Origin of the sequence: Shinella sedimenti (assembly GCF_022601905.1) — a bacterium.
In the GTDB taxonomy this organism is placed as follows: Bacteria; Pseudomonadota; Alphaproteobacteria; order Rhizobiales; family Rhizobiaceae; genus Shinella; species Shinella sedimenti.
On sequence record NZ_JAKVIN010000007.1, the window covers coordinates 179,626 to 205,929 of the forward strand.

Genomic DNA, 26,304 nt, shown 5'->3' on the forward strand with positions numbered 1-26,304 from the left:
CAGTGTCCGTCGTCTGAGAGGCGGACACCGACTCTAGATCACCACACAGCTTCGCGGCTGATAGCCAAAGGCATCGTGGCCCGCGAAGTCTTGATCGGGCCGTGAACCCGCGGGCAGCACGTGTCGCGGATGAGGCCGGCTCAAGCTCCGATCTCAAAGGCCGTCAGGTTCAAATCTTGCAGGCAGGGCCTCATTTGTCATATCAATAGAGATTCAGCGAGCCGACTAACGAAGCAGGCCGTCGATATCGAAATCCTCCCAGCCCTGAAGTCCGGGCGCGGGATCGTTGACGCCATTGTCGGCCTTCTTCGACCGCTTTTTCTTTTTCGACAACCGCTTGAGCTTTGCCTGATAAGCGGCCTTCATTCTCTTCTCGGCTTTTGCCTCGGCATCCTCTACGCGCCACTCCTCAACCGACCCACGATTGAGGAGATCGTCTACGGCCTTCGGCTCAAAGACATGGAATGTAATCTGGCGCGCGCGCCCAGCCAGCCTGACGGTTCTGGTGCCGGCGCTTGGTAAGCGGCCGTCCGCAAGCCAGCGATGCCGCTCGCTGGTCTTCATGCCAAGAATGTCCTCGATCTCGCGCGGAATGACAGGCAGAGATGGGGCTTCATCGAGCGTCTTGGAAACAACCGTCGCCGCGGCGTTGAAAGCGGCCTTTTCATCGGCTGGCATCGCCAGAACAAGATCGATCCCGTCGAGCGAGATCGCCTTCCTGAAGATCGCCGGCAGCCGCGCCTGGATTTCCTGAAGGATACCTTTGGCGCGAACGGAAGAACCCATTGTCACCACGGGCGACAAGGTCCAGGCTTTGATCAACTCGACGTGGTTCTTTTCTTGTTTTGGCATGCCATCTAGATGGTGCACGCAACACCGGCGGTCAATGTTCCACCTACGATGCTGCGCGCGATACACCTACAGGCTTGGCCTTCCAGACTATCAAAGAACGCCTCGCGCTACAGCATCTGCCGCATGCACATCGATGCGGCCATTGTCTTCGCCGTCCCAGTATTCGATGGTGCTCGCAGAAACCTTGATCAAGACGATGCCGGGCGTGTCGATGCCGTCGGGAAACCACCGATCGAGATCTTTTACCCAGTGCTCTTCGAATTGCGCCTTGTCGCGGATCAGGCTGGCTTCGCCATCGACGGCAATGAAGATTCCCGGCTTCCCGAGGAGGCTCGGCGGTGCAGTGAAGGTCAACGCGACCTGCGGTTCGAGACCAATCTCGCTGACTTTTCTTGTATTCTCGTAGGAAAAGAACCAGGAGTCGCCGTCATACTCGACATCGCCATTGTTGCTCATCGGCCGGCAGTTGATCCTTCCATTGTCGCTCGTGTTGAACATGCAGAAATCGATCTTGCTGAGCTCTTTTGAAAGCTCTTCCATCGTCATCGCGCTCATCGGGTTCTCCGTGGGTTGTTTTCCAATGAACCCGTTTTCATCCCGTATGGTTCCGCTGGGCCGAGCGGGCCGCGGACGCCTGCGAATTCAGAGCTTTCATAGGATCGCAGACAGGAACATTCCGTCTGACGGGTGGTTGGCGGGTGTCCAACAGCCCAGATGGAGGAGAAGTAATGGTTACCATGGTCGGCGACGAAGGCAACTCAGCGCAAAGGTCGCCGAGTTCAAACAGGATCACCTGCAGCACGTCGATGTCCTGAACGAGATCGCGCGCGAGCTTGGCATCGAAGCGCCAACCGAAGGCGACATGAAGCAGATGCTGACCACAAGGAAGATCGTGCTCGCCGATCTGATGGGCGATGCCGCGATCCTGAAAGCCATGAAGACCAACGAAGATGACACCGTTACGGCCTACGAACGCGCTTCCGGCCACGATCATCCCATGCGTGTCTTCTTCGTAGCGTAAGGCGGGCACCGGTCTCCTCGCCAATGGGGTAACGGGCCCGGCTCGCCGCACCCGCTTCAGCGCAGGGCAACATCAGCCATAACAGCCTTGCTGCGATAGTGGCTTGGTGGAGCGCCCATCATCTTGCGGAAGGCGCGGCTGAAGGAAGCTTCGGAATCGTAACCAAGACGATTGGCGACGGAGGCGACGCGCTGTCCCTCCTTCAGCCATTGATGCGCCTGGTGCATGCGCATGCTTGCGATGTAGCGCGCCGGCGTTTCGCCCACCACATCGACAAAACGCTGGGCGAAGCCGGAGCGCGACGCGCCCATGATTTTGGCCAGTTCGGCAATCGTCCAGCCGCGGGCAGGCTCCAGATGGATGGCGGCGAGGACGCGGCCGATCTCAGGATTGCGTACCGCGGCCAGCCAGCCCGTCGCCGTGCCGCAACCATGCTCCACCCAGGTCCTGATGATCGTTGCCGTCAAGACGTCAGCCAGCCGCGCCAGAATGCCGCCGGAGCCGACGCGGTTCATTTCCACTTCCCGCATCATCGCGTCGAGAAGTGGCGGGATGGAGGGCTCGTTCGACGAGAGATCGCTGGTGCGCATGACCGAAGGCATAAGCTGCAAGAGGGGATGTTGCCGGTCGACGTTGAAGCGCATGACGGCAAAGAACAGGAGATTGTTCTTGTCACTGCAAGGACATTGCAGATCGACTATCCCGTCGCAGAGCTGGCGCTTCGGCAGATCATGGACAAGTACGGGCGGGACACCCGGCTTGCTGGCGAGCACATGGGCGTCTCCCTTCGGCAAAAGAATCGCATCGCCGGCGGCAAGCTCCATCCACTCGCCTTCCGGGGTCTGGAGATAGGCGGAGCCTGCGGCAAGGAAATGAAACCGGGCAGATTCCTGCGCCGGATATTCCGTCGCCCATGGCGCTGACGGTTGGCAGCGCCCGTATTCCACACCGTCAAGGCGCAGGCCACGCAAAATTTCGCTCAAGGCATCACTCAAGGCACACTCCATATTTGGAGAAACGGCATAGTTTTATGGATTTCTTAGCATAGAAACTCCGACCCGTCACGCTTACCTTTTTCCCGACCTTCATTGGAGATGGAAAAATGGATTATGTTTCAACGCCCTCTCACCCGATTGGTGACGAGCGTGTAGCCCGGTGGGGGGCCGTCCTGTCGCTGTCGCTTGGCGTTTTCGGGCTGGTGACGGCAGAATTCCTGCCGGCAAGCCTGTTGACGCCGATGTCGGCGGATCTGGGTGTCAGCATCGGCGCCGCCGGACAGTCCGTCACCACCACCGCCGTCGTCGGCGCATTCGCGGGGCCGGCGATCGTCGTCGGTACGGGACGTTTCGACCGACGCACCGTTCTGCTGGCGCTGACCGGCCTGCTCGTCATATCGAGCCTGATTGCCGGCTTTGCCTCCAGCCTGTTCGTGCTGCTCGTCGCGCGCGTCCTGCTCGGGATCGCGCTGGGCGGCTTCTGGGCCATGTCGTTGGCACTGGCCATGCGGCTCGTGCCCGACCGGCTGATGCCGCGCGCCATGGCGATCGTGATGTCAGGCGTATCGCTGGCTACTGTCTGCGCCGCACCGCTCGGTGCCTGGATCGGTGCCACCCTTGGATGGCGGTATGCCTTTCTCTTGGCAGCCGCGGTCGGTATCGTCACCTTCGTCGCGCAGTTGCTGACCGTGCCGCCGTTGCCCCCCAAAGGGACGACAACCTTCGGCACGATCCTTCGGGTCATCAGGCGGCCAGCGGTACGGCTGGGGCTTGCGACCATCCTGCTGGTCGTCACCGGACATTTTGCCGGCTTCACCTACATCCGCCCCTACCTTGAACTCGTGCCGCACTTTGGCGTGGAGATGATTACCGTCATCCTGCTTGTCTTCGGCATCGGCGGCTTCTTCGGCAACATTGCCGGCGGTTTCATCGCCGAGCGCAGCACGCGCCTATCGATCACGCTCGCGGCAAGCGGTGTGGCGGTGACAACGCTGATACTCGCCTTGTTCGGCGTATCCCCGATCATCGCTGCCATCGCCACGGCAGCTTGGGGTTTTGCATTCGGCGCGCTGCCTGTCAGCGTCCAATCCTTCATCAGCCGTGCGGCCGGTGACGAGGCGGAAGGAGCCGGTGCTGCAACCCTGACCACGTTCCAGATCGCAATTTCGACGGGGGCCATCCTTGGCGGACTGATTGTCGAGCTTCAGGGCCCTGCCGGCGTGTTCCTCTTTTCCGCACTTGCCGCGCTACTCGGCGCCTCGTTGGTGACCGTGTCTCGCAAGATGCTGGTCCAGGTCGGCTGAAACAACAAACATTCGACGCCTCCCCAGCCCGGAGCCTGAAAAGGCTCCGGGTCGAGTCTCGCGAGCAAGACTTAATCAGCGCGTCCTATCAGCTCGCAACTGAGCAAGTGCTCGTGGGCGGGCAAATAGGCAGCGGCGCGAAAAACAGCTTCACGCCATAAATGGCGGAGTGAGACCCATAACTGTCAGACGCCGGACAAGCGCATGATCACTACATTGGGAAGCACCTGTTACGCGAAACTGGTCATCAGGGGCGAAATTCATGCGCGCGCATCCGCGACGATCCAGCCGGCTGCTTTTTCCGCAATCATCAGCGTCGGTGCATTCGTGTTGCCGCTCGTGATCTTCGGCATAATGCCTGCATCGACAACGCGCAGGCCTTCGATGCCCCGCACCTTCAAACGACTGTCCACCACTGTCATGGGATCGTCATCGCGCCCCATCTTCGTTGTCCCCACGGGATGGAAAATGGTGTTGGCGATATCGCCTGCAAGGCGCGCTAGCTCCTCGTCGCTCTGGAACTGCACACCGGGTTTCCATTCCTGCGGCTGATATTTCGCGAGCGCCGGCTGCGACACGATCCTGCGTACTTGCCGCAAGCTCTCGGCGGCAATTTTGCGATCTTCGTCCGTGCTGAGATAGTTTGGCGCAATCGCTGGAGCGTCCTCGGCCTTGTTGGAGCGAATGCAAACGCTTCCAACGCTGGTCGGGTTGAGATTACACACACTTGCGGTGAAGGCGGGGGTGCTGTGCAACGGTTCGCCGAAGGCGTCGAGGCTGAGCGGCTGGACGTGATATTCCAGATTGGCATGGGCCTGACTGGAATCCGAACGGGTGAAGGCACCGAGTTGCGAGGGCGACATGCTCATGGGACCGCTGCGCTTCAGCGCATATTCGAGCCCGATCATCGCCTTGCCGAACAGGCTGTTGGCGAGCGTATTCAGCGTCTTTGCATTGCCGACCTTGAACACCGCGCGAATCTGCAGATGGTCCTGGAGGTTTTGCCCGACACCCGGCAGGTCGTGCGCGACCTGGATGCCGTGGCGTTTTAGAAGGCCAGCCGGCCCGATGCCGGACAGCTGCAGGATTTGCGGCGAACCGATCGCCCCGGCGGACAGGATAACTTCACGGCGCGCCTGAACGTTTGCGCTCTGCCCTTGCCGCTGAACCACGACGCCGGTGCAACGCTTGCTGCCGGACCCTTCAACGTCAAGGATCAGTCGTTCAACATGAGATTGTGTCCAGATCGTCAGGTTCGGACGGCTTCGCGCCGGGCGCAGGAATGCCTTCGACGTGTTCCAGCGCCAGCCGGAGCGCTGGTTGACTTCGAAGTAGCCGACGCCCTCGTTGTCGCCGCTGTTGAAATCCTCCGAACGCGGGATCCCGGCTTCGACCGCAGCTTCTGCGAAGGATTCAAGGATGTCCCATTTGAGCCGCTGTTTTTCGATCCGCCATTCGCCACCATGGCCGTGCATGTCGGAAAACCGGCTATTGCCCCCCGTCTGCGGGTCGGCGCCGTTGTCCAGCCGGTAGTGGTCTTCATGTGCCTTGAAATCGGGGAGGCAATTCTGCCAGGACCAGGCGTCATCGCCGGTCGCCGCCGCCCAGCCGTCGAAATCGCGCGCCTGGCCACGCATATAGATCATGCCGTTGATGGATGAGCATCCGCCGAGGGTCTTGCCGCGCGGATAGCGCAGCGACCGGCCGTTCAGGCCGGCATCCGGCTCGGTCTTGTACAGCCAGTCGGTGCGCGGGTTGCCGATGCAGTAGAGGTACCCGACCGGAATGTGGATCCAGGGATAGTCGTCCTTTCGGCCGGCTTCCAAGAGCAGCACGCGCATCGCGGGGTCACGGCTGAGACGATTGGCGATCAGGCACCCCGCCGAGCCACCGCCCACAATAATATAATCAAACGTATCGGTGGATGGGCGGGAAGATGAGAGCTTCATAGGATCACTCCCCAGTTCCGACGAATTGCCTCATTGACGCGAGATTCGATGACCTGCCCTGCCATTTCAACCTTCTCCTGATTTCCAGTTTCGGAGATAGCGAAGGAACGGTACGAAAATCCAATGACAAATGACATAGTGCATTATAAGTGAAACTAATATGATTCACACCGTCGATCTGAAAACATTAAGAGCATTCATCACCGTCGCGCGAGCCGGAAACGTCACGCGTGCCGCCGAGGAACTGCACGTCACTCAGCCTGCCGTCACGCTGCAGTTGAAGCGCCTTGCGAAAGATACCGGGCTCACCCTGTTCCGGCGGACGTCGACGGGACTGGAAATTACGCAGGAAGGCGCCCTGCTGGCCGCCAAGGCAGAGCAGGTGTTGGCGGCACTTACGGACTTCGGCCAGACGGCCGGCCATCTGGCAACGCGCGTGCGAGGAAAGCTGAGGATCGGAACGATCATAGATCCGGAATTCACCCGGCTGGGTGCGTTTTTAAACGCGCTGATCGAAAGCGGGCCGGGTATCGAGACCACGCTGAGGCACGGCATGAGCGGAGATGTGGCGGAGGGCCTGAGGCGAAACGAGCTGGATGCCGGTTTCTATCTTGGCGACCCCAGAGACCATGATCCTTCCGCGGATACTTCAGTCGAAGGCGCCGCGCCTTTATTTCAGGCGCGCGAGCTGGCTCAATTGACCTATCGCGTTGTCGCTCCGCCATCTCTCGCCGGTTTCGTGCGGGAGGGCGATTGGCCGCAACTTGCCTCTCTCCCCTGGATCGGGACGCCACAAGCCTCGGTCCACAGTCGTTTGCTCACACGCTTGTTCACCAATCTCGGCCTGCGCCAGAATATCGTCGCCGAAGTTGATCAGGAGGCGTCCATGGTTGCCATGGTGCGGACAGGGATCGGCCTGAGCCTTTGCCGGGAGTCGATCGCGCTTCATGAGCAACAATCCCATGGCCTCGTGATCGCTGAAAACGTCAGGATTTCGACGAAGCTGAGCTTTCTTTGCCTGGAGGCCCGCACGAAAGACCCGGCCATATCGGTCGCACTGGACGCAATCAGGCGGGTCTGGGGATAATCCTTTCATCTCCCGCAACGACGCACGTCACGCGGAGCAGATCATGCGGGAGCACACTTTCGGCTCGGCACCTCAACTTGCCGAATTCGCAAGTCCTCTTAGGTGCTTAAGCGCTACCGGCCTGGCCAGTCGGCGAAATCCCACTGGTCTTCGTCGAGTATGAACGGTTGCCTCGGTGTTCGGCGCTCTCAGCCGAAATCCGCGCGCGTCAGGACGTAGGCCGGTTTACGGGCGGCCGAATAGGCGCGACGGGCGGCCGTGTTGATGGCAAGGCGCGCGGCATCGAAGGCTTTAAGGTACCCTGCTTCGGAGGTCGCAGCCGGGAAGAGATCCGCCGCCGCAAAGAAGGGGATTTCAAACACGCCGTCATGACCGATAAAGCGGATTCGCCTGCCGGCCTCTTCGTAACTTCTGCTCGGGTTCGGGAAACTGAGACTCAAGGAAAGCTCCTCCTTGTGGACGGCTAATTATCGATTTGAAATGCCGCCACGGGCGCCTGTGATAGCCTCTACAGCGAATAAAGTACCACCTAAGATGATACCTTTTGCATTGGATTTTGACCGTTAAAGCAAAAATGAAAATCACAAATGTATATATTTCATTGATAGCACATGAATAAACATATTTTCATTGAAATCATCATATCACAAAAAATAGAATTAGGAATTTTATTTCCTACAGAAAGAATAATGTCTTCGGACTGAAGCACTGCCCCTGATCAATCCCGAAAATATCTGCCTCGGAAAAATCATGTTACTCCTATCCGTCAACGCCGCCATCACGCTATGACAGATCGCCAAGGCCGGGCATCCGCGCATATGTCAAGGCTGCGATGCGACCACGTAGTCGATGGCGTCCCGAACCGTCAGAAGCCCTTCGGCCGGCTGGTCGGGAATGGCGATCCCAAACTCGTCCTCAATGAGCATCACGATTTGGACCATTTCCAGGGAATCGGCCCCCAGGTCATCGACAATTGAAGCGTCATCGACGACTTTCGACTTCTCGACGGCCAACTGTTCGACGATAATGTTCCTGACACGCTCGGCAATATCTGCTCTTCCATCTTCCATGACGATTGTCCTGATGAAGCAACTTACCGTTTCGACGCCGGTTGACGCGACTGCGCGGGGTGACCGCGATTACAGCGGCCCTGGCGGTCGGGCAAAACAGACCCGACCTCCTGAACCAATGCGACAAGGCGCGCTGTCAGACGATCGGGCATCGTGGCCACGCATCGGTGGACCCGCCCTCGTTTTCCCAAACCTCAACCCCGGCGCGCTGTTCTTGCGCATGCGCCTTGCGGGATAAAGGATAGTTTCCGACATCAATCGTCGCCGATTTGATTAGTTGGATAAGATTTGCGGCGTCACCGTCTTTGGTCTCTCGCCCGAGCACAATGCCACGGGTCTCATAATCGGCGTTCTTGAGAATCTTTCGGAGGACGGTGCGGCGATGCGTTGCTGAAGTATCGGGGCTTTTAAAGATGAGGATCACCATAGCCACCCCTCCATGAGGAGGACAAGGATCATCGCCAAGCTGGCTGCAAGAAAAACATAGCCGCCAGCAGTAGCCCATATATATCGCTGCTGTTTTGAGAAGAATGCGGAAGACATCTTGTCCTCCTTCATTTCAGGGCCAGGGTAACCACCCCTCAAACAGCAGCGCCCTTGTCAATGGCTGCTGGAACATGGACCTTGCGCCCGATGCCGCCCCTTGGCAAGTCCTCAATTGCGGTCGTTTCGTGCCGGCAGCGCCCGAAATCGTGTAGTCGGCAGATGAGACAACGAAGTTGTGTCTTCCGTCATCGATGGCTTTCGACGATGGCACCAATCCCGGACGGTTTGCCGGTGCGGGAACTGCCAGAGAAGATCTTCGGTTCGGCACCCGCGACCGCGGCTCGGCATTATAGCAACACATGGCATCACCCAGATATACGCGGTCGGTTCAAGCCTCCGCGACCTTTATCGGACCAGCACGATACCCACGGCGATGCAGATCACGGCGACTTTGATCAGAGACGGAACGTTGCACGGTTCAAAGGGTTGGTGAACATTGATAGGAGAACGTCGTGCGCAAAGTTCTGGTCGTCGAAGACGAAGTGCTGATCCGCTTGACCTTGGTGGATGCGCTGCATGATGCCGGGTTCGAGGTTGCTGATACCGGCTCGGCAGAAGCGGCAATCGAGATCATAGACCGACAGACGATTCATCTGCTTTTCACGGATATCCAGTTGCCGGGCAAATTGACTGGCCTTGATCTTGCCCAGACTGTCTTCGCGCGCTTCCCCGATGTCGGCATCATCGTGGCTTCGGGCCGGATACAGCCAGCGAGCGCGGAGTTACCGCCCGGAGCAAAATTCTTCGCGAAACCTTTCCGCTTCGATCAAATCATCGCCTGCTTCAAAGCGATGAACCCTGCCTAGATTTCGGCCGGCTTCCCATGCAAAAATATACGGCTGCGCAAGCGCTGCGATCCGTGGCATAACGTGCAGAGTTGAGTTCGAGAGGCCTTGATGAAGATCGCAGGCGATACCGGAACGATTTCATCACGAGAGCGCTTCCTTGAAGCGATCGTGCAAAGCGCGATCGATTATGCCATCATTTCCATGGATCTGGACGGCCTCGTAACGAGCTGGAACGAAGGCGCCGTAAAGATACTGGGCTGGAAGGCCGAGGACATGATCGGCAAACCCGCCACCGTTTTCTTTACGCAAGAAGATAGGGAAGACGGCGTTCCGCAGAAGGAGATGACCGCAGCCCTGAATAACGGTCGGGGAAGCGATGAGCGATGGCATTTGCGCGCCGACGGCACGATATTCTGGGCCTCAGGCGAAATGATGACGTTGAGAGACGCCAACGACAAGACTATCGGTTTCATCAAGATCCTTCGCGACAGGACCGAGGAACGTGAGCGGGCGGAGCGTGAGCGCCTCCTTATGCATGAACTTGCCCACCGTATGAAGAATACGTTGTCCGTCGTCCAGGCGATCGTGACGCAGTCCCTGCGCAATGCGGCATCGCTCGGCGACGCGAGCGACAAGCTTCAGCTGCGAATTGCAGCCTATGCCAAAGCCCATGAAATCCTGTTGCAGCGAGACTGGGTAAGCGCAACGATGGCAGACGTCGTGACGGCTGCCAGCATGAATATCGGTTTGGATGGGAGTTCCCGGATCAGCGCAGATGGGCCTGATGTTCGGCTCGGCCCCCAGGCCGCTCTGTCGTTTGCAATGGTTTTTCATGAACTTTTGACGAACGCTTCAAAGTACGGAGCCTTGTCAAACGAAGAGGGGCATGTCGAAATTTCCTGGGACCTAGAGCACCGCGATGGAACAGAGACCCTCATGGTGTGCTGGCGGGAGACAAATGGCCCGCGCATCGTCAGTTCGCAACCAGACCGCAAGGGTTTTGGTTCACGCCTCATCGTTTCCAGCCTGCAAGCCTTTGGGGAGGCGTCCGTCTCCTATCTGCAGGAGGGGTTTGTCCTCCTTGCCGCCCTACCACTCGCAAAGATTCAGCTCCAAAGCGACTTGTCGGCAATCGAAACCGCGCCGAAAGCTTAACATCGAAAACGATCACAACCGGACCGCCTGATCAAAGATCGATAAAGCCGACGGGCTGCATCCATGATGACGAAACGATTGATTGCCAAAACCGGTGAATGGGTTCACTGTATATCTTCCAGCAGCAATTTTACGGGCGCTGCTGTTTAAGGGTTTAATGCCCTGGCCCCAAAACGAGGAGGACACCGTGTCTTCCATATTCCGCGAACCGAAGACCGATTTCGCCACCGTTGTCGGTTACGTCGTGTCCGTCGCGAGCCTTTTGGTAATCATCTACATTCTGACTGCTGGATGGTTCTGATGGTCTCCCACGCGGAGATGAGGGGAAAGCGGTGCTCAAAATGACCGAAAGAACCACGGAAACCGAAATCACATTCATGCATCCGTTTCATCTGGAGTCCCTATCGGAACCCCTGGAAGCGGGCACCTATCGCCTGGTCGCAGACGAAGAACTGATAGAAGGCCTGAGCTTCACGGCATATCGAAGGGTGGCGACCCATCTCGAGATCCCCGCAATCTCGGTCACCGTCAACAGGCGTCAGTTTCTCCAGGTGTCACAGGAAGAGATCGACGCGGCGTTGGCAAGCGATGGAACAGGTTCTGGCGTCGCCCGCATTGTTTGAACCGACGCCGAAACGGGAGCGCGCGCCGCCACCTGAAGGTCGTTAGCAGCAGCGGTGCGGCCTCGCCATCCTGGTCGCCTTGAGCGGCCAGACACCCTCGTCGTCCAGCATCAGGCCGGTGACTTCCGCATGGTATGCTTCCGTCGTGAGTTCCTGGGTGAAGCTGTTGGGGCCTTTTCCTTATCATCGGCGCTTTCATGGCATCGGCTGCCGCCATTCTTGCGGACAATGATGAAGCAGCCGTCATCGTTGCATACCAGGCAATTTGGAAGCCGTCCGTCGCGGAACGGCTTCTTTCCAATCATGGATGCAACATTTATTGTGCAGCGCAGCAACCTTATTGCCGCGGAAGGGTTACAGGATATGCGGCCAATCCGGCGCGCCACCTGGAGTCCCTCATGAGATCGCTATCCGATACGCTCGAAAGACTCGCACGGCTGCGCGCCGTAAAACCCGCAACGCCGACCGGCTCCATTCTCGAGAAGCTCGATCATTTCGGCACAAACCCAGGCGCTTTGGCGGCTTGGCAGCATGTGCCGCAACAGCTACCGGCATCACCGGCTCTCGTGGTCGTGCTTCACGGCTGCACGCAGACCGCCGCCGGCTATGATACCGGCTCCGGCTGGTCGGCGCTTGCCGAGGATTACGGCTTCGTATTGCTCTTTCCCGAACAGACCAGGCAAAACAACGCCAATCTTTGTTTCAACTGGTTCAATGCAGCGGACACCCAGCGGGACCGGGGCGAGGCAATGTCGATCCGGCAGATGATCGCCACCGTGGTCGCTGAACGCGGCATTGATGAGCGCCGAATCTATATTACAGGTCTATCGGCCGGCGGTGCGATGGCGAACGCCATGTTGGCCTGCTACCCGGAAATCTTTGCCGGCGGCGCCATCATTGCCGGCCTGCCCTACGCCGCTGCCTCGACGGTCCCCGAAGCGTTTGACCGCATGCGTGGTCACGGTCTTCCCGGCACCGGCAGCTTGCAGGCAAGCCTGCGCGACGCATCGCATCATGACGGCGTCTGGCCGACGGTGTCCGTCTGGCAGGGAACAAGCGACAACACCGTTGTCCCGGACAACGCGGCCGCAATTGTCGCGCAATGGCAGGGCGTGCATGCGGTTCATGAACAGCCAAGTCAGGTCGAGACGATCGGTCGAAACTTGCGCTCCGTTTGGCGCGACGATAGGGGCCTGGAGGCAATCGAACTCTACACCATCTCCGGCATGGCGCACGGTACGCCGATCGATCCGTCCAGTGGATACGGCAGGGCAGCCCCCTTCATGGTTGACGTCGGTGTTTCCTCGACAGAGCAGATCGCGAGAAACTGGGGCCTCGCCGCCTCGTTCGAGCGCCGCGACCGACCGACCGCAGCTCCCTCCCAAGAAGGAACGACCATGCAGCACCCCTCATCCGACGGCGCTCACAACGGTATTCAGTCGATTATCGAGAATGCGCTGCGTTCCGCCGGCTTGATGAAGTGAGGATAGGCTCAGCTGTGCGGGTTTGTTTTCCAGACATGCGGGCATTCATTTCACACCCCATGATCTGGAGCTAGATGGCGACTCTACCGCTTGGCAGCGCTGCTTAACACACACCCCTGAAGGAACTGGCTCCCGCATCTTCTATCCGGGACTTGGAAAGCTTTCGCTTGCCCTCTACACTTGCCGTGCGGCGGAATGCCGCGACCGGGAAGGTGGGGAGGAGCCCGCATTTCGTGACCTATCGTGTGATCATGGCGGTCTCTGCGCTGTGTGTGCTCGCCTATGTCGTCGTTGTGCACGGTGACCGGTTGGCGACGCGCAGCTATCTGGACGAGGCATCGCTTCAGGCCGGATCGGCGTTGCGGCTGACGGTCTCGGCGCTCAGCGGCCATCTCAGCCGCTATGAGCCGCTACCGGCGCTGATCGCCGACCATGACGACATCAAGGAACTCGTCAGCGACCCTGAAAATGCGACGCTGGTCGAGAGGGCAAACCTCTACCTCAAGGAGATCAACGCGCTTCTGGAATCCTCGGATATCTACGTGATGACGATGGACGGGGCGACAGTGGCCGCAAGCAATTTCGACGCGAAGGCCAGTTTCATCGGTGAGAACTTCAGCTACAGGCCATACTTTCAGGAGGCCGCGAAAGGCGGCCAGTCGCGTTTCTACGCGCTCGGAACCACCTCCCTGAAGCGCGGCTATTACTTCGCCTCGCCCGTCCATGTCGGCGAGACGATCCGCGGCGTTATCGTGTTCAAGGTGGATATAGACACGATCGAAACCTTCTGGCGTGGCGGCGAATACAAGATTCTCGTCTCCGATCCGGAAGGCATCATCTTCATGACGGGCAGCCCGGAATGGCTGTATTCGAGCCTGCTGCCTTTATCGCCGGACCGGCTGGAGCGCACGCAAGTATCGCGCCGTTATGCGGAGGCTGTGCTGAAACCGCTGCCGCTCAAACACGGCGATCTCGGCCATCATGAACTCATGACCATTGCGGATGGCGGTTCGGCGCGGGAATATCTTGTCCTGTCGCAATACATGCCGCAGGCCGACTGGACGGTCAGTGTGCTGATGGACACCGGGTCGGTGCGCAGCCAGGCGCGGACGATGCTGATCGCCGTCGTCCTCTTCCTCTGCCTTGCCGGCCTTGCGCTGGCGATCGTCCTGCAAAGGCGCGCGCGCGCCAGCGAACGTCTGCGCATGCAGATCGAGGCGCGCAACGAGCTTGAGCGGCGGGTCGAGGAAAGGACGGCCGATCTTGCTCACGTCAACCGGCAGATCGAGTTGGAGATTGCCGAACGACGGCTGACGGAACAGGAACTGCGAAAGACGCAGGCCGATCTCATCCAGGCAGGGAAGCTCGCCGGCCTCGGCCAGATGTCGGCTGCCCTGTCTCACGAGTTCAACCAGCCGCTCGCCGCAGCCAAGACCTATGCCGACAGCGCCGCAATGCTGATCGATCGCGGCCGTATCGAGGAAGCGCGGGACAATGTTCGGCGCATTTCCGGCCTCGTCGACCGAATGGCTGCGATCGGTCGTCACCTGCGCAACTTTGCCCGCAAGCCCAACGAGAAGCTCGGTCCCGTTCCGGTCGAAACCGTCGTCGGCGACACGCTGGAGATCGTTGCGGCACGCCTCAAATCTGCCGATGCCCATCTCGATATCGATCTCGGTGGAAAACACCTCTGGGTCCTGGCCGGGTCGGTGCGACTACAGCAGGTGCTGGTCAACATCATCACCAATGCCGCCGATGCCGTCGAAGGCTTGGATGACCGCCGCATCGAGCTTGCCGGCAGGGCGGAGGGCGGCAAGGTGATCCTGACGGTCCGTGATCATGGTCCGGGAGTTCCCGCCGCAATTTCCGAGCGGATCTTCGATCCCTTCTTCAGCACCAAGGGCGTTGGCCGGGGCCTGGGGCTTGGTCTGTCCATTTCCTACAACATCATCAAGGATTTCGGCGGCGGTCTGTCCGTATCCAACCCGGCCGATGGCGGCGCGGAATTCCGTATTGAGCTGGATGGCGCACTGCCCGCACAAGAGGCGGCCGAATGAGCCGGATCCTGCTGATTGACGACGAGGAGGAGATGCGTCGTTCTTCCGCCCAGGCTCTGGAGCTTTTCGGCATGGAGGTCGATACATTCGTCAGTGCTGAACCGGTGCTTGAGCGCGTCGGCTACGGTTTCGACGGTGTCGTGGTCAGTGATATCCGCATGCCCGGCATGGACGGAATGACGCTCCTTCAGCGCGTGCGCGAGCTTGATGCCGAGATACCCGTCATTCTGCTCACAGGCCATGCGGATGTCCAACTCGCGGTGACGGCCATGCGCGCAGGGGTCTACGACTTCCTCGAGAAACCGTTCACCGCGCAACATCTGGCCGGCATCATCCGCCGCGCGATGGACCGCCGCAGCCTCGTTCTGGAAAATCGGCGTCTACGGGCGGTTGCCGGCAAGCGAGACGATATAGAAGCCCGTTTGCCTGGCCGTACGCAGGTCATGGTCGATCTGCGCTACAGCCTTCGCGCGATCGGCGCCACCGATGCAGACACGCTTGTGATAGGCGAGACGGGCGTCGGCAAGGAGGTTGTCGCCCGGGCCCTGCATGATATCAGCGCCCGGGCCGGCCGACCGCTGATCGCCATAAACTGCGCGGCGCTGCCGGAAAACCTGATCGAAAGCGAGCTTTTCGGCCATGAGGCCGGCGCCTTTCCCGGCGCCATCCGGCCCCGCTACGGCAAGTTCGAGCATGCGCGTGGCGGCACCATCCTTCTCGACGAAATCGGCTCCATGCCCTTCGACCTTCAGGCGAAGTTTCTGCGCGTTCTGCAGGAGCGGGTGATCAGTCGACTTGGCTCGAATGAAATCGTTCCGCTCGACGTCCGCTTCATCGCCACCAGCAAGGTTGATCTGGAGGCAGAGGTTGCGGCCGGACGGTTCCGCGCCGATCTGCTTTACCGCCTCAACGTCGCCACCCTGCATGTGCCATCGCTTGCGCAGCGTCGCGCCGATATTCCGCTGCTTTTCCTGCAGCTCGTGCGCGAGGCCTCAGCCCGCTACGGCCGTGCCGACATGGAGGTGCCGCCCGATGTGATCACGGAGGTAGCGGGCCGCAACTGGCCGGGCAATGTCCGCGAGTTACGCAATGCCGCCGATCGGCTCGTGCTCGGTCTCGATCCCCAGCGCGAAGAGACGCAATTCGAACCGCAGCGTCTGGCAGACAAGGTGGCGGCCTATGAGCGCAGCGTCATCGCGAGTGCGCTTGCCGCGCATGCCGGGCGCATCCGGCCGGTCTATGAAATGCTCGGCATTTCCCGCAAGACGCTGTACGAGAAGATGCAGAAATACGACCTCGACAAGAAGATGCCCTTCACCGACGAGGATTACACGGGATAGGATGAAAGGCGCAATGGGTGGAAATCCACCCACATCCATGCCCGTTTGTTTCCATTTCGACCCATGCTGCGGCGCATGCAGGCAGAAAAAGCCCTGCGTCAGTCGAACCGCGATTGCCCGCAGCCCCTCCCGCTTCGCAGATTGAGACATCACGACCGGTGAGGGAGGAGCCACGCCGGCGGGAAACGTTCATCCGGGAGGATTTCGATGAAGTTTATCAGTGCCATGCTCGGCATGTCGGCTGCTGCCGCCTTTTCAATGGTCCTTGCGCCGGCGGTGGCGCAGACCTATCCCGAACGCAACATCACCATGGTCATTCCCTTCTCGGCCGGTGGCCCGACCGATACGGTGGCCCGCCTCGTCGCGGAGTCCATGTCGAAGGATCTTGGCCAGCAGATCATTGTCGAGAATGTCGGCGGCGCTGGCGGCACGCTGGGTGCCGGCAGGGTCGCGCAGGCAGACCCCGATGGCTACACCATCCTCTTGCACCACATCGGCATGGCGACCAGCGCCACACTCTATCGCAAACTCGCCTATGACACGCTGAACGCTTTCGAATATGTCGGGCTCGTTACCGACGTCCCGATGACCATCGTCGCGCGAAAGGATTTCGAGCCGGCCGATCTCAAGGGTCTGGTCGAATACGTCAAATCGAACAAGGATACGGTAACCGTCGCCAATGCCGGCATCGGCGCCGCCTCGCATCTTTGCGGCATGATGTTCATGAGCGCGGTCGAAACACCACTGACGACCGTGCCCTACAAGGGCACGGGCCCGGCCATGACTGATCTTCTCGGCGGCCAGGTCGATATCATGTGCGACCAGACCACCAACACGACGAAGCAGATCCAGGGTGGCACCATCAAGGCCTATGCGGTGACCTCGCCGGCACGCCTCGACGTGCTTCCCGACGTGCCGACCGCCATCGAAGGCGGGCTTGCCGATTTCCAGGTCGGCATCTGGCATGGTGTCTATGCACCGAAGGGCACGCCGGCAGAGGCCACCGAACGCCTGTCGAAGTCGCTGCAGGTCGCGCTGAAGGATCCAAACGTCATTGCCCGTTTCGCGGAACTCGGCACGGTGCCTTCGCCGGAAAGCGACGCGACACCAGCAGCGCTGAAGGCAAAGCTCGAAAGCGAGATCGCGCGCTGGAAGACCGTCATCGAAGCCGCCGGCCAGTACGCCGACTGAGGACGTCTCCCGATCCGGGCGGGCCGCGTGGTTTCCTAGCCGCGTGGCCCGTTTCCCAAAAGAGCGGCATCCTTCCGGTCGAGAACAGGAAACACCATGAAATCGCTGGCAGTTGACACCACCAATGCGCTTTGTGGCGCGATCTTCATCGCTCTCGGGGCCTTCTTTGCCTATCAGAGCTTCGAACTCGAGCTTGGTACGGCCTTGCGCATGGGGCCAGGCTATTTTCCCTTCGTGCTGGCGCTGATCCTGGTGCTGCTCGGCATCGTCATTCTCATCCAGTCGGTGCGAATGGATGGTGGGCCGCTGGGACCGATCGCATGGCGCGGCATGCTTTTCATCCTGCCGGCGCCGATCTTCTTCGGGTTGACCGTGCGCGGCCTCGGTTTCGCACCGGCGCTCTTCTTCTCAGCCCTGATCGCCGCTTTTGCGTCGACGCGGATGCGGCCTCTCATGGGTGTTGTTCTTGCTGCTGCCGTCACGGTCTTTTCGGTCGCGGTCTTCAGTTATGCGCTGGGCCTGCCGTTCGAACGTTTCGGCCCCTGGGTGCGGTTCTAGGAGGCGACCATGGATCTCATCAGCAATCTCGCCCTCGGTTTCGCTACCGCCGCCTCTCCGGCAAACCTGCTCTTCTGCCTCATCGGCGTGCTGCTCGGCACCCTGATTGGCGTCCTGCCTGGCATTGGTGCCACTGCGACGATCGCCATGCTTCTGCCTATCACCTTTCAACTGGAGCCTGTCTCGTCGCTCATCATGCTGGCGGGCATCTATTATGGCGCCCAGTATGGCGGCTCGACGACGGCCATTCTCATCAACATGCCGGGCGAATCCTCTTCCGCCGTGACGGCCATTGACGGCTACCAGATGGCGCGCAAGGGCCGTGCCGGCGCCGCGCTGTCGATTGCCGCACTCGGTTCGTTTTTCGCAGGCACGGTCTCCACTTTCCTCGTGGCGATCTTCGCCATTCCACTGACGGCGCTTGCTCTGAAATTCGGTGCGGCCGAGTATTTCTCCCTGATGATCGTCGGCCTCGTATCGTCGATCGCGCTGGCGCACGGGTCGATCGTCAAGGCACTCGCCATGGTGGCGCTCGGCCTGCTGCTCGGTCTCGTCGGCACCGATATCTATACCGGCACCCCGCGCTTCACTCTCGGGATCCGCGAATACGCGGATGGGCTGAACTTCGTTGCCGTCGCCGTCGGTGTCTTTGGCATCGCGGAAATCCTGCGCAATCTGGAAAGTGAGAAGACACGCTCGATTCTGATGGCGAAAGTCACCGGCCTTTGGCCGACACGGGATGATTTTCGCCGTATGGTCGCACCTGTCCTGCGCGGCACAGCGATCGGCTCGGCACTTGGCATCCTGCCGGGCGGCGGAGCCATTCTTGCCGCCTTCGCCTCCTACACGGTCGAAAAGCGCATCTCCTCGACGCCGCAGGAGTTCGGCAAGGGAGCGATTGCCGGCGTCGCCGGTCCTGAATCGGCCAACAATGCCGGTGCGCAGACCTCTTTCATCCCCCTTCTGACGCTCGGCATTCCCGCCAATCCGGTCATGGCGCTTATGGTCGGAGCGATGATCATCCAGGGCATAGTGCCTGGACCGAATGTTGCGGTTGAGCAGCCGGCGCTCTTCTGGGGCGTCATTGCCTCCATGTGGATCGGCAACCTGATGCTCGTTGTCCTGAACCTGCCGCTCATCGGCCTCTGGGTGAAGCTGCTGACGATCCCCTATTATGTGCTCTTTCCGATCATTATGGCCTTCTGCTCGATTGGGGTCTACAGCGTCAATTCCAATGTTTACGACCTCTATGCCGTCGCGTTTTTCGGGTTTGTCGGCTACCTTCTGGTCAAGCTGCGCTGTGAGCCGGCGCCGTTGCTTCTTGGTTTCGTGCTGGGGCCACTGCTCGAGGAAAACCTGCGGCGCGCCATGATCCTGTCGCGCGGCGATCCGACCACCTTCGTCACAAGGCCGATCAGCGCCATCCTGCTTTTGATTGCGCTCGCCGTGCTCGTCGTCGTCTTCCTTCCCTCGGTCAAGGCAAAGCGCGAGGAGGTCTTCCAGGAAGAGGATTGAGAACAGGGTTTCATCCCCGAATGGAGGGGTGGATTCCAAGGTGGCAGGCGGGCACGCGAAACGCCCGCCTGCATCGTTTGCAAGAGAGGAGAAACGCAATGAGAATGTCCAAACTGACGCGCCGCATGGCGCTCTCTGCAGGATTGTCGCTGCTGTCCCTGCTGGCTTTGAATGCACCCGTCTTGGCGGCCGGCTTCCCAGAAAGGCAGATCACCCTTGTCGTTCCCTTCGCCGCCGGCGGCTCGACCGATGTGGTGGCGCGTATCGTCGCCCAGAAGATGTCGGAGGATCTTGGCCAGCAGGTGATCGTCCAGAACGTCGCCGGCGCCGGCGGTAATCTCGGTGCTGACAATGTCGCCCGCGCGGATGCCGATGGTTACACGATCCTCATGGGCACCGTCGCCACCCATGCGCTCAACCCGCTCATCCTCAAATCGACGCCCTATGACGCGGAAAAGGATTTCGCTCCGGTTTCCCTGCTCGTCGTCGTACCGAACGTGCTGGTGGTCAATCCAGAGCTGCCGGCAAAGAATGTCGAGGAACTGCTGGCGCTGTTGAAGGGCGCGCCGGACCAGTACAGCTACGCCTCGTCGGGCAATGGTACGCCACTGCACCTTTCGGGAGAACTCTTCAAGCGCATGGCGGGCGTCGAGATGGTCCATATTCCCTATAAGGGAGCGGGTCCGGCGCTCAATGATGTCATTGCCAATCAAGTCCCGATCATGTTCGATAACCTGCCGTCGTCCTCCGGTCATATCAAGGCAGGCACGCTGCGCGCTCTGGCGGTGACGACGAAGGAGCGGGCCGCATCCTTCCCCGATATTCCGACGGTCGCCGAGTCCGGCATTCCCGGTTATGAAACCTATACGTGGAACGCTCTCTTTGCACCGGCCGGCACGCCCGCAGAGGTGATCGCCCGCCTCAATCAGTCAGCGAATACGGCCCTGAAGGATCCTGCCGTCGCCGAGCGCATGAAGGAGTTCAGCGCCACCATCGTCGGCTCCACGCCGGAGGAGCTGGGCGCGCATGTGAAGGCCGAAATCGCCAAGTGGACGCCGATCGTCCGCGATGCGAAGATCCAGATGGATTGACCGGAACAGGTGCCTGGGGGACGATGGTTTTCCGGGCACCATCGCCTATGGGCGTTTTTCTCGCAGCCGGATGCCGACCGCCGGTATCCCTGCGCGGTTGTGCACGGCAATGTACAGGCGATGCCGAAGAGCACGCCCGGCCGTGACGGTCCCGGAGGCTTATCAATCCTCGCTTACCCGTGGAAAGCTGCGGTTTACCTCTTCGTCATAAGGTGACGTTTCCCGGACGGGGTTGCTGCGGCAGCCCCAACTCTCTTTAGGCAATGTCGATGACCACTGCTCTCGATTCCGATATTTTCAACCTCGCGCCGATCGCCATGTGGATCGAAGATTTCAGCGGCGTGAAGGCGCTGTTCGAAGACTGGCGCGCAGAAGGCGTGACGGATATCCGGACCTTTCTGCGAGAGGATCGGGATCGGGTCATCGCCTGCTCGTCGCGGATCCGGGTTGTCAGCGTCAACGCCAAGACGCTGGAATTGTTCGAGGCCAAAGACCTTGGACACCTGACAGCCAACATTGCCGCGATCTTCCGCGACGACATGCTGGATACCCATATCAACGAACTGGCAGCGCTTTTCGATGGCGACCTTAAGTTTTCGAGCACCACCGTCAACTATACGATCACCGGCCGGCGGCTCGACATCCAGCTGCGCGGCGCCGTGCTGCCGGGTCATGAAAACACGCTCGGCAGGCTGTTGCTGACAACGGAAGACATCACCGCGCGTGAGGATGCCCGCCGCGCTGAAGCCGAGCAGAGGCGCCAGGCGGAGGGCGTTTTCGAGCACTCGCCCGTTTCTCTGTGGATCGAAGACTTCAGCCGCATCCGAACGTTGATTGAGGATATCCGCGATCGCGGCATCACCGATTTCCGCACCTTCATGGATGTCCATCCGGAGTTCGTGCACCAGTGCATGAGCGAGATCAGGGTGATCGACGTCAATCAGGCAACGCTTAATCTCTTTGGTGCGAAAGACCTCCGCGAGCTTCTGCAGCGGCTCGGCGAAATCTTTCGCGACGATATGGAAAAGCCGTTTCGCGAACAGTTGATGGAACTTTGGAACGGCAATCTCTTCCACCATCGCGAGGTGATCAATTACGCACTTGACGGATCGGAGCGCCACATACTGCTGCACTTTTCCGTGTTTCCGGGCCACGAGCACGATTGGTCGCGGGTTCAGGTAGCGCTTGCCGACATTACCGCGCGCAAGAAGGCGGAAGCCTATCTCGAATATCTCGGCAAGCATGATGTCCTGACCAAGCTCTACAACCGTGCATTCTACGCCGACGAGATGAACAGGCTTGAGCGGAAGTCTCTGAGGCCGGTCTCGGCCGTCGTCATCGACCTCAATGGTCTCAAGGCTACCAATGACCAGCTGGGACATGATGCAGGCGACGGCCTGCTGCGCCGCTTCGGCGAAATCCTCAACGGTGCGGTACACGCACCGAACCATGCCTGCCGGATCGGCGGTGATGAGTTTGCGGTTCTGTTGCCCGGCGCGGATGCGAAAGCGGCCGGTACGATGCTGGAAACGATCATGGAGCTGTTGAGGATCAACAACCAGTTCTATTCGACCGCGCCGCTGAGCATGTCCTATGGCGTTGCGACCAGTGAGGCCGGCGAGACGATCGAATCCGTCATCAAGCGTGCCGATGCCTTGATGTACGAGTATAAGAGCGCGCATTATGCGACGATCGATCTCGGCACCGGCGTGTCACGAACGAAAACCCGAACACGATAGAATGCCGACAGAAGCCATCCTTCAAGGAAGCGACCATGTCGCCACCCTTCCCGGGCGCCAGAGAAGGCAGGGCCAGTCACTTTGATGCTATAGCTCCGGTTGGGGGTTACACCGTCAATGAAGCGTTATTCCAGCGCGTTCAGACGAGGCTTTCAGGTTTCTCCCTGAAAGGCGAAGCGTATCAGACGCCTCTCGATGACCGATTGGGCCAGGGCGGTCGCCGGTCGGTTGCAACCAATACAGCCACACGCGCGGCAAAGCGCGCCGAAAGGTGTACGCTCCTGATGGCCCAAAATCGGGGAGCACCTCAAAACCGCCGAGGCTCTAATCGCCGCCGGGTGAAAGTTCAGTAGCAGGCCACAATGTCGCGATCGACGATATTCGGGCTGGGATCAGGCTGGTCGCGGAACAGAAACTGACATAGGCTTCGGCTGCAATTTTTACAGAAAATTAAGATGTTCACACCAGAAACTGGGCTCTTCCACTTCTAGGAGATTTGATTTGCCATTTTCGAGCGCGCCGGCCCTGGAAGAGTTTGTTAGCGAGGCCGTCGATTTGAGATCGGTGCCAACGCGGCGCTACATTGGCCCACATCCGTTTATGGAAAAGCTGCGCAAAGCGGTGCCATTTGATTTTTTTGCGGTGTCAGGGCTCGATCTGGACGGCTATCGCTTCGGTAGCGGACACTCCATCGACACTGATTTGCCGCCTGCATTTCTAGATGCTTATTACGGTGATAACCTTCTCAAAACTGACCCTTTTGTCCAGGCGTCAGTGACGGCAACCGAGGTCGTCATCGAAGAAAGGGTCTATGAGGAAACGCCACCGCCGCAAAGATTGATATATCTCGCACGTACCTTTGGGGTTTTGAATCGCACGCTGTTTCCGGTACGGCGAGGGGATGTTGTGTTTGGTGCCGTTACCTTTTCGAGAACGATGCCATTCGGCGACGATGAGATCAGCTTCCTGACCGACCAGGCCGAGGTGACGCATCGCGTGATTACACGCCCGATCATGGAGAAGTTCTCCGCGCAGACGATGAAACTGAGCGATGGTGAAATCGCCTGTTTGAGATACGCGAGCCTAGGCAAAACCACCGATGATATAGCGACGGCGAGCGGTTATACGCCCGACACGGTCAATAGCTATATCAAAACAGCCATCCGCAAGCTTGGCGCCTACAACCGCGTGCACGCGATTGCGGAAGCGATCAGACGCGGGATTATTCGATAGCACTCCCCCGGCCTTTACTTTGGAACAAACGAAGGCTGTTCGCGCGCACTCCTCTGATAGAAACAGCGACATTTTGCTCAATTCTTGAGCGAAAGCTCAATTACGCCAGCCCACGTTAAGCTTTCGTTCGGAATTTGCCCCTAGAACTGGGGTGTCAGGACGAAACACCTATCGGAGAGCTTATTTCATCCTGAGCATGCCCTTGTTTATGGCGCCAAGGCCAAACGGTTCCAGTCATGGCTGACTTAGGGACACGCGCTTATGGCAAATATGGAGCGTATGTTGGGAATGATGTCTTTTAGTTTCTCTTCTGATGCCAAGGTGTTGATTTGCACTGAGAGCTGACCCGGGATTTGCGCCGAGAAGTGACCCGCTTTAGGTATCGTTCGTGTTGGTCGTGGTGGTCAAGTTCCTCCGTTTCTCCTTCGTTGCTTTGGGCTCGTGGGCTGAGCTGTTTTTGAAGCGGAAGCTGTCGTTTCCGGTTTCGAGGATATGGCAGTGGTGGGTAAGCCGATCGAGCAATGCCGTGGTCATCTTGGCATCGCCGAAGACGCTGGCCCATTCGCTGAAGCTCAGGTTGGTGGTGATGATGACGCTCGTGTGCTCGTAGAGCTTGCTCAGCAGATGGAACAGCAGCGCACCGCCTGAAGCACTGAACGGCAGGTAGCCAAGTTCGTCGAGGATGACGAGATCGGAGTGTGCCAGGCGGTTGGCGATCTGACCCGGGCGACCTTGGGACTTCTCCTGCTCCAGCGCATTGACCAGCTCCACGGTCGAGAAGAACCGAACACGCTTGTGATGATGCTCGATGGCCTGGACACCGATGGCCGTGGCGATATGCGTCTTGCCCGTGCCTGGACCGCCGACCAGAACGATGTTGTTGGCGTCGTTGAGAAAGTCGCAGCGATGGAGCTGCTGCACCAGCGCCTCGTTGATCTCGCTGCTGGTGAAGTCGAAGCCGTTCAGATCACGATAGGCTGGAAAGCGTGCCGTCTTGAGCTGGTAGGCAGTCGATCGCACTTCACGTTCCGCGGTCTCGGCCTTGAGGAGCTGCGACAGGATCGGGATGGCGGCCTCGAACGCCGGCGATCCTTGCTCGGTGAGTTCGCCGACGGCCTGGGCCATGCCGTGCATCTTCAACTGCCGCAGCATGATGACGATAGCACCGCTTGCCGGATTATGACGCATGGCGAACCTCCGTCTTTCTCAGCGCATCGTATCGTTCGACATTGGCCTTGGGCTCGTTGGTGAGCGTCAGGGCCTGAGGCGCGTCGATGGTGGGCGGCGTGAAGGATTTGCCGTCGACGAGGCGATGCAGCAGGTTCAGCACATGGGTCTTCGTGGGGACGCCGCTCTTCAGCGCCATGTGCACGGCCGATAGCACGGCCTGTTCGTCGTGCTGGAGAACAAGCGCCAGGATATCGACCATCTCGCGGTCGCCGCCTGGCTTCTTCAGGAGATATTGCTGCAAAGCCCGGAATGCATCCGGTAGCTCGACAAATGGAGCGCCATTGCGAAGAGCACCGGGCTTCCGTTGCACGACCGCCAGATAGTGCCGCCAGTCATAAATCGTCTGTCCCGGTCGATCATGGGAGCGATCGATGACGCGACGATGCTCGCAGACGATCTGGCCCTCCGCAGCGATCACGGCACGATCCGGATAGACCCGCAGGCTTACCGGTCGATTGGCGAAGGACGCCGGCACGCTGTAGCGATTGCGCTCCAGATGGACGAGGCAGGTTGGCGTGACCCGCTTGGTATATTCGACGAAGCCGTCGAACGGGCGGGTAACAGGCATCAGCGCCAAGGCCTCCTCGGCCCAGATGTCGGCGATGGTGCCACGCATTTGGCCATGCGGGGTCTTTGCCCAGAACTCCTTGCATCGAAGCTCCAGCCAGTCGTTCAGGGCATCCAATGATGGAAAGCGCGGAACGGGTTGGAAGAAGCGATGACGCGCATCCTGAACATTCTTCTCGACCTGCCCTTTCTCCCAGCCGGACGCGGGATTGCAGAACTCCGGCTCGAACACATAGTGACTGGCCATCGCCATGAAGCGCACATTGACGTCGCGCTCTTTCCCACGGCCGACCTTGTCAATCGCCGTGCGCATGTTGTCGTAGATGCCGCGGCCGGGGATGCCGCCGAAGACCCGGAACGCATGATTATGGGCATCGAACAGCATCTCATGCGTCTGAAGGAGATAGGCCCGGACAATGAAGGCGCGGCTGTAGCTCAGCTTTGTATGCGCCACCTGCAGCTTGGTGCGCTCATTCCCGATGATCGCCCAGTCTTCCGACCAGTCGAACTGGAACGCTTCGCCCGGCTCGAAAGCCAGAGGCACGAACGTTCCGCGTCCTGTTGTCTGGAATTCCCTCTGCCGGTCTGCCTTCCATTCCCGGGCAAAGGCTGCAACACGGCAATAGGAACCGTCGTAGCCGAGGCTCACCAGGTCGGCATGGAGTTGCTTCAGGGTGCGCTTCTGCTTCCGGCCCTTCTTGGATTCCGTCTTCAGCCAGGCCGACAGCCGATCCGCGAACGGATCAAGCTTGCTCGGTCGTTCCGGGACTTTGAACTTCGGCTCGACGCCGTCCAGGCGCAGATATTTGCGGACAGTGTTCCGGGAAAGGCCAGTCCTGCGGCAAATCTCCCGGATCGATAGATGCTCTCGAAAATGCCAGCGTCGGATAACGCTCAGTAAAGCCATGT

The 26,304-nt window shown here is 59.5% G+C and carries 23 protein-coding genes and 1 pseudogene; 15 read left to right on the top strand and 9 right to left on the bottom strand.

The annotated features are described in order from the left end of the window. Nucleotides 1-225: 225 nt before the first annotated feature. Nucleotides 226-852, bottom strand: a complete 627-nt coding sequence (locus tag MKI86_RS17155) for a hypothetical protein (RefSeq protein ID WP_241603699.1) — start codon at nucleotides 850-852, stop codon at nucleotides 226-228. Nucleotides 853-942: 90 nt separating this feature from the next. Further along, nucleotides 943-1,407 carry a pyridoxamine 5'-phosphate oxidase family protein gene (locus MKI86_RS17160; RefSeq protein ID WP_241603061.1) on the bottom strand — a complete coding sequence of 155 codons (465 nt, stop codon included), beginning with the start codon at nucleotides 1,405-1,407 and terminating at the stop codon, nucleotides 943-945. 217 nt (nucleotides 1,408-1,624) lie between these two features. Between MKI86_RS17160 and MKI86_RS17165 the strand changes: the two are divergent. Continuing rightward, a pseudogene (locus MKI86_RS17165) lies at nucleotides 1,625-1,873 on the top strand (rubrerythrin family protein); the annotation flags it as partial. A 56-nt stretch (nucleotides 1,874-1,929) separates the two neighbouring features. On the opposite strand, the gene MKI86_RS17170 reads toward MKI86_RS17165, so the two are convergent. Further along, nucleotides 1,930-2,868 (bottom strand): AraC family transcriptional regulator, encoded by a 939-nt coding sequence (locus MKI86_RS17170; RefSeq protein WP_241603064.1) that lies wholly within the window; start codon nucleotides 2,866-2,868, stop codon nucleotides 1,930-1,932. Nucleotides 2,869-2,975: 107 nt separating this feature from the next. Between MKI86_RS17170 and MKI86_RS17175 the strand changes: the two genes are divergently transcribed. Beyond that, nucleotides 2,976-4,172, top strand: a complete 1,197-nt coding sequence (locus MKI86_RS17175) for an MFS transporter (RefSeq protein WP_241603069.1) — start codon at nucleotides 2,976-2,978, stop codon at nucleotides 4,170-4,172. 260 nt (nucleotides 4,173-4,432) lie between these two features. Here the strand turns inward: MKI86_RS17175 and MKI86_RS17180 are convergent, their stop codons facing one another. Then, a complete protein-coding gene (locus MKI86_RS17180) occupies nucleotides 4,433-6,121 on the bottom strand; it encodes a GMC family oxidoreductase (RefSeq protein ID WP_241603072.1) in 1,689 nt (562 codons plus the stop codon). Nucleotides 6,122-6,281: 160 nt separating this feature from the next. Between MKI86_RS17180 and MKI86_RS17185 the strand changes: the two genes are divergently transcribed. After that, nucleotides 6,282-7,208 carry a LysR family transcriptional regulator gene (locus MKI86_RS17185; RefSeq protein ID WP_241603090.1) on the top strand — a complete coding sequence of 309 codons (927 nt, stop codon included), beginning with the start codon at nucleotides 6,282-6,284 and terminating at the stop codon, nucleotides 7,206-7,208. A 188-nt stretch (nucleotides 7,209-7,396) separates the two neighbouring features. Here MKI86_RS17185 and MKI86_RS17190 read toward each other — a convergent pair whose 3' ends face one another. From MKI86_RS17190 to MKI86_RS17200, 3 genes are all read right to left on the bottom strand, one after another. Beyond that, a complete protein-coding gene (locus tag MKI86_RS17190) occupies nucleotides 7,397-7,648 on the bottom strand; it encodes a DUF1488 family protein (RefSeq protein ID WP_241603093.1) in 252 nt (83 codons plus the stop codon). Nucleotides 7,649-8,029: 381 nt separating this feature from the next. Then, nucleotides 8,030-8,278: an acyl carrier protein gene (locus MKI86_RS17195; RefSeq protein ID WP_241603095.1), complete on the bottom strand. Its 249-nt coding sequence runs from the start codon at nucleotides 8,276-8,278 to the stop codon at nucleotides 8,030-8,032. 136 nt (nucleotides 8,279-8,414) lie between these two features. Continuing rightward, nucleotides 8,415-8,705 carry a hypothetical protein gene (locus MKI86_RS17200; protein WP_241603098.1) on the bottom strand — a complete coding sequence of 97 codons (291 nt, stop codon included), beginning with the start codon at nucleotides 8,703-8,705 and terminating at the stop codon, nucleotides 8,415-8,417. Nucleotides 8,706-9,276: 571 nt separating this feature from the next. Between MKI86_RS17200 and MKI86_RS17205 the strand changes: the two genes are divergently transcribed. The 12 genes from MKI86_RS17205 to MKI86_RS17260 all read left to right on the top strand — a co-directional run bounded on the left by MKI86_RS17205 (nucleotide 9,277) and on the right by MKI86_RS17260 (nucleotide 23,598). After that, complete coding sequence (locus tag MKI86_RS17205; RefSeq protein ID WP_241603100.1) at nucleotides 9,277-9,630, top strand: response regulator; 354 nt, start codon at nucleotides 9,277-9,279, stop codon at nucleotides 9,628-9,630. 90 nt (nucleotides 9,631-9,720) lie between these two features. Beyond that, nucleotides 9,721-10,767 carry a sensor histidine kinase gene (locus tag MKI86_RS17210; protein WP_241603102.1) on the top strand — a complete coding sequence of 349 codons (1,047 nt, stop codon included), beginning with the start codon at nucleotides 9,721-9,723 and terminating at the stop codon, nucleotides 10,765-10,767. Between the two features lie 341 nt (nucleotides 10,768-11,108). Continuing rightward, the gene (locus MKI86_RS17215; RefSeq protein WP_241603110.1) at nucleotides 11,109-11,390 is read left to right on the top strand and encodes a hypothetical protein; all 282 of its coding nucleotides are present in this window, start codon (nucleotides 11,109-11,111) and stop codon (nucleotides 11,388-11,390) included. A gap of 398 nt (nucleotides 11,391-11,788) precedes the next feature. After that, nucleotides 11,789-12,874: an extracellular catalytic domain type 1 short-chain-length polyhydroxyalkanoate depolymerase gene (locus MKI86_RS17220; protein ID WP_241603112.1), complete on the top strand. Its 1,086-nt coding sequence runs from the start codon at nucleotides 11,789-11,791 to the stop codon at nucleotides 12,872-12,874. Nucleotides 12,875-13,125: 251 nt separating this feature from the next. After that, on the top strand, nucleotides 13,126-14,931 hold the full coding sequence (locus MKI86_RS17225; protein ID WP_241603702.1) for a sensor histidine kinase: 1,806 nt from the start codon (nucleotides 13,126-13,128) through the stop codon (nucleotides 14,929-14,931). After that, a complete protein-coding gene (locus MKI86_RS17230; protein ID WP_241603114.1) occupies nucleotides 14,928-16,271 on the top strand; it encodes a sigma-54-dependent transcriptional regulator in 1,344 nt (447 codons plus the stop codon). The genes MKI86_RS17225 and MKI86_RS17230 overlap by 4 nt, the downstream gene beginning before the upstream one ends. A 207-nt stretch (nucleotides 16,272-16,478) precedes the next feature. Then, on the top strand, nucleotides 16,479-17,462 hold the full coding sequence (locus MKI86_RS17235; protein ID WP_241603116.1) for a tripartite tricarboxylate transporter substrate-binding protein: 984 nt from the start codon (nucleotides 16,479-16,481) through the stop codon (nucleotides 17,460-17,462). 96 nt (nucleotides 17,463-17,558) lie between these two features. Next, nucleotides 17,559-18,020 carry a tripartite tricarboxylate transporter TctB family protein gene (locus MKI86_RS17240; RefSeq protein ID WP_241603119.1) on the top strand — a complete coding sequence of 154 codons (462 nt, stop codon included), beginning with the start codon at nucleotides 17,559-17,561 and terminating at the stop codon, nucleotides 18,018-18,020. A 9-nt stretch (nucleotides 18,021-18,029) separates the two neighbouring features. Then, on the top strand, nucleotides 18,030-19,535 hold the full coding sequence (locus MKI86_RS17245) for a tripartite tricarboxylate transporter permease (protein ID WP_241603121.1): 1,506 nt from the start codon (nucleotides 18,030-18,032) through the stop codon (nucleotides 19,533-19,535). 98 nt (nucleotides 19,536-19,633) lie between these two features. Beyond that, nucleotides 19,634-20,626, top strand: coding sequence for a Bug family tripartite tricarboxylate transporter substrate binding protein (locus tag MKI86_RS17250; RefSeq protein WP_241603132.1), 993 nt, complete (start codon nucleotides 19,634-19,636; stop codon nucleotides 20,624-20,626). 269 nt (nucleotides 20,627-20,895) lie between these two features. Beyond that, nucleotides 20,896-22,365 (top strand): sensor domain-containing diguanylate cyclase, encoded by a 1,470-nt coding sequence (locus tag MKI86_RS17255; protein ID WP_241603135.1) that lies wholly within the window; start codon nucleotides 20,896-20,898, stop codon nucleotides 22,363-22,365. Nucleotides 22,366-22,866: 501 nt separating this feature from the next. Then, a complete protein-coding gene (locus MKI86_RS17260) occupies nucleotides 22,867-23,598 on the top strand; it encodes a helix-turn-helix transcriptional regulator (RefSeq protein WP_241603160.1) in 732 nt (243 codons plus the stop codon). Nucleotides 23,599-23,973: 375 nt separating this feature from the next. On the opposite strand, the gene istB is transcribed toward MKI86_RS17260, so the two are convergent. Beyond that, a complete protein-coding gene (gene istB / locus MKI86_RS17265) occupies nucleotides 23,974-24,786 on the bottom strand; it encodes an IS21-like element helper ATPase IstB (RefSeq protein ID WP_241603163.1) in 813 nt (270 codons plus the stop codon). Beyond that, complete coding sequence (istA, locus tag MKI86_RS17270) at nucleotides 24,776-26,302, bottom strand: IS21 family transposase (RefSeq protein ID WP_241603166.1); 1,527 nt, start codon at nucleotides 26,300-26,302, stop codon at nucleotides 24,776-24,778. Before istA ends, istB begins: the two co-directional genes overlap by 11 nt. Nucleotides 26,303-26,304: the final 2 nt, after the last annotated feature.